Origin of the sequence: Mesorhizobium sp. M7A.F.Ca.CA.002.04.1.1, assembly GCF_004022805.1 — a bacterium.
GTDB classification, from domain to species: Bacteria; Pseudomonadota; Alphaproteobacteria; order Rhizobiales; family Rhizobiaceae; genus Mesorhizobium; species Mesorhizobium ciceri.
Genome location: NZ_RZPL01000608.1, coordinates 1 through 3,543, shown reverse-complemented (window position 1 = coordinate 3,543; position 3,543 = coordinate 1). Strand labels below are relative to the sequence as shown.

Below are 3,543 nucleotides of genomic sequence, written 5' to 3'. Positions count from 1 at the left end.
CGCTTCTCATGCACTGCAGCATGGTTTGCTGCGGCGCAAACACCGAAATGCCGCCTGATACGGGCAAAAGGCGGCGGCAGGGCGATTTCTCCTGGAATCCCAATGCGTTTCGCAAAAAGAACCATCCACCTCGTGACGAGGACATACATCTCGATACTGGCAATCTGTAACGTTTCAGTATATTGACGCTTTGCCGGGGCTGGGACGCATATCGTATCGCTATGACGGCGATTGCCGACATGGCCCGCGGCTGCTATGCGCCTGACGGGCGGGACGAATGGACAGACAGCGTACGGACAAGAACGGGGAGAACTCGGCACAGGGACGGCCGACGTTGAAGACGCTTGCCTTCATGACCGGGCTCGGCGTCACCACCGTGTCACGCGCCTTGAAGGATGCCCCGGAAATCGGCGCCGAAACCAGGCGCCGCGTCCAACTCGTCGCCAAGCAGATCGGCTACCGGCCGAACCGCGCCGGCGTGCGTCTGCGCACCGGCAGGACCAATGTCATCAGCCTCGTGCTCAACACCGACCGCGAGATCATGAGCTTCGTCTCGGACATCATCTACGGCGTTTCGGAAGTGCTCGCCGAAACGCCCTATCACCTGATCGTCACGCCTTATTCCCGCTCGCAGGATCCGATGGAGCCGATCCGCTATCTCGTCGAGACCGGCTCGGCCGATGGCGTCATCATCTCGCGCACCCAACCGAACGATCCACGCGCCCGCTACATGCTCGAGCACGGCATGCCCTTTGCCACGCATGGCCGCACCGACATGGGCCTGGTCCACCCCTACCATGACTTCGACAACCATGTATTCGCGATGGAAGCCGTGCGCCGCCTGGCGAGCATGGGCAGGCGCAAGCTGGCGCTTCTGTCGCCGCCACCCGGGCTGACCTATTATGGCCACACGCTGAACGGCTTTGCCGATGCGCTGAGCGAGGTCGGCGCCAGCGAAATTCCGTTCAACACCGTTTCCATCGATCACACGATCGAGCAGATCAGGACCAGGACCGCGCAGGTGATGCGCCGCGAGAACAGGCCGGACGGCTTCGTCAGCAGCGCTGCCGCCGCGACACTGGCTATCGTCGCCGGCATCGAAGATGCCGGCCTCAAACTTGGCCGCGACGTCGATGTCGTGTCCAAGCAGTCGTCGGACCTGTTGCACCTGTTCCGGCCGGAATTGCTCGTCGTCAACGAGAACTTCCGCCTGGCCGGCTCCGATCTCGCCCGCTCCGTGCTCGGCTGGATCGGCGGCGCCGCACCCGGCTCGCTGCAGCGCCTGGTCGCCACCAGCGAGGTTCAGGCGTTCAGACCCCCGGTTTCCGTTTAGGCTCTTGGGCCGGCTTGTCAGCCAGCCGCACCGCTTCCCCACGGCCCATGGAACGCGCCTTTGTCGTCGATACGCTCGAAGCCGTGCGCGCCGAAGAAGTCGCGTTGCGCCTGGATCAGGTTCGAGGTGCCGCGGCCCTGGCGATAGCTGTCGAAATAGGCAAGTGCGGAAGACAGCGCCGGAACCGGCGAGCCGGCCTCCGAAGCCCTCGCCACGATGCGGCGCAGCGACGGATGCGCTTCCTGCATCAGCGAGATGAAGGCCGGCGCCATCAGAAGGTTGGTCGAGGCGCCGCCCTTGCTGAAGGCTTCCGCCATGGTGTCGAGCATCTGCGAGCGGATGATGCAGCCGGCGCGCCAGATCCTGGCGATGGTCGGCATCGGCAGGTTCCAGTTGAATTCCTTCGACGCGCCGCTCATCACCGCAAAACCTTGGGCGTAGGCGGCGATCTTGCCGGCGAACAGCGCCAGTTCCAGATCTTTCAGCAAGGCGTCCTTGTCACCGGAAATCTTCGTCACGCCGATGTTGCCATAGGCCTTTTCCGCCGCCAGCCGCTCGTCCTTGATCGACGACAGAACGCGCGCCGCCACCGCCGCCTCGATCGCGGTGGCCGGGATGCCGAGCTGCTGCGCCTCGATGACCGACCATTTGCCGGTGCCCTTCTGGCCGGCGCGGTCGAGGATGATGTCGACCACCGGTTTGCCGGTCTTCGGATCGTCGGCGGCCAGCACCTTGGCGGTGATCTCGATCAGGTAGGAGTTGAGCCGGCCCTTGTTCCAGTTGGCAAACACCGTGCCGATCTCTTTCGGGCCCATGCCCAGGCCGTCGCGCAGGATGCCGTAGATCTCCGCGATCATCTGCATGTCGGCATATTCGATGCCGTTGTGGATGGTCTTGACGAAATGTCCGGCGCCGTCGGTGCCGAGCCATGCCGCGCAGGGTTCGTCCTTGAATTTGGCGGAGATCGCCGTCAGCACCTTCTCGACGCGCTTCCATGAGTCCTCCGTGCCGCCGACCATGATCGACGGCCCGTGGCGTGCCCCCTCCTCGCCGCCGGACACGCCCATGCCGATGAAGGTGAGACCCGAACCGGAAAGCTCGGAGAAGCGCCGCATCGTGTCGCGGAAATTGGCGTTGCCGGCATCGATGACGATGTCGTTGGCCGACAGCACGCCACGCAGTGCCGCGATCTGTTCGTCGACCGGCTTGCCGGCCAGCACCATGATGATGATCGGGCGCGGCGGCCGGATCGCGGCGGCGAGCTCTTCAAGGCTGTAGCAGGGCACGACCATGTCCCTGAGTGCGCCGGCATTCTCGACAAAGGCATCGGTGCGCGCCCTGGTGCGGTTGAAGACAGCGATGCGGTGCCCGTGCTCGGCGATGTTGAGCGCCAGGTTGGAGCCCATCGTGCCAAGGCCGATCAGGCCGATTTCGGCTTTTTCCATCGTTTCTTCCCTGCTCTCGGATCGTTTGTTGAGACCGCGATTTTGCGGGCGATGATTGACGGGCCTTGACGCCTGCGTCAACCGCCTCGCCGAATTGTGTTGCCCGGATTGTCGGTCGTGCCCGTGTAGAGGTACCTGGCAGTCCCGCCTACGGCCTGATGTCGACGGGCGCCTCGATCTTCACCATCTGAAAATCCGAGACCAGTATGTCGATGCGCACCGTCCACCGGCCGGGCAGCGGAATGACGAGGTTGTCGACGCGCCAGCTGCCGTCGCCGGGCTTGGTTGCCGCGCGCTTCAAGGGCTCGATGCCGGAATCGGGCTTTGACAGCACAAGCGTTACCTCCTTGGCGTCGAGCGGGCCGAAATCGCCGCTCATGATGACCATCGAGGCAACGACCGGGCCGGCATGGCCTGGAGTGATGTTGAGATCGGCCATCGCTTGCAGCGCGTGGATATGGACCGACACCGGTTGCGCTGCCGCGATCGCCAGGGCTCGTGGCGGCGGTGTGAAGCGCCAGCCCGCGGCAACGCCGAAAATCGCCAACACGATCAACATCTCGACGCCGATCGAGCGGACCAGCCTGCGTTGAACTTCCGTCGATCCCGCCTCGGCCGATGCCGTGAGTTTCCAGCGGTTGACGGCAGCGAGCGTGAACAGAAAGACCAGCAGCCCGAGCTTGATCAGCAGCAGCCTTCCATAGGCGGTGTCGACCAATGCCGCGGGCGTTTGCACCTGGATGACGGCAAGCACGGTGCCGGCAG

General features: G+C 64.1%; 3 protein-coding genes. 1 reads left to right on the top strand and 2 read right to left on the bottom strand.

The window, feature by feature from the left end:
• Positions 1–277: 277 nt before the first annotated feature.
• Complete coding sequence (locus tag ENZ75_RS25220; RefSeq protein ID WP_063169024.1) at positions 278–1,333, top strand: LacI family DNA-binding transcriptional regulator; 1,056 nt, start codon at positions 278–280, stop codon at positions 1,331–1,333.
• Positions 1,334–1,350: 17 nt separating this feature from the next.
• Here ENZ75_RS25220 and gndA read toward each other — a convergent pair whose 3' ends face one another.
• Together gndA and ENZ75_RS25210 are read right to left on the bottom strand one after the other, a co-directional pair.
• Positions 1,351–2,778 carry an NADP-dependent phosphogluconate dehydrogenase gene (gndA, locus tag ENZ75_RS25215; RefSeq protein WP_063169025.1) on the bottom strand — a complete coding sequence of 476 codons (1,428 nt, stop codon included), beginning with the start codon at positions 2,776–2,778 and terminating at the stop codon, positions 1,351–1,353.
• 148 nt (positions 2,779–2,926) lie between these two features.
• A partial coding sequence (locus tag ENZ75_RS25210) for a CopD family protein (protein WP_206617100.1) occupies positions 2,927–3,543 on the bottom strand: 617 nt, incomplete at its 5' end.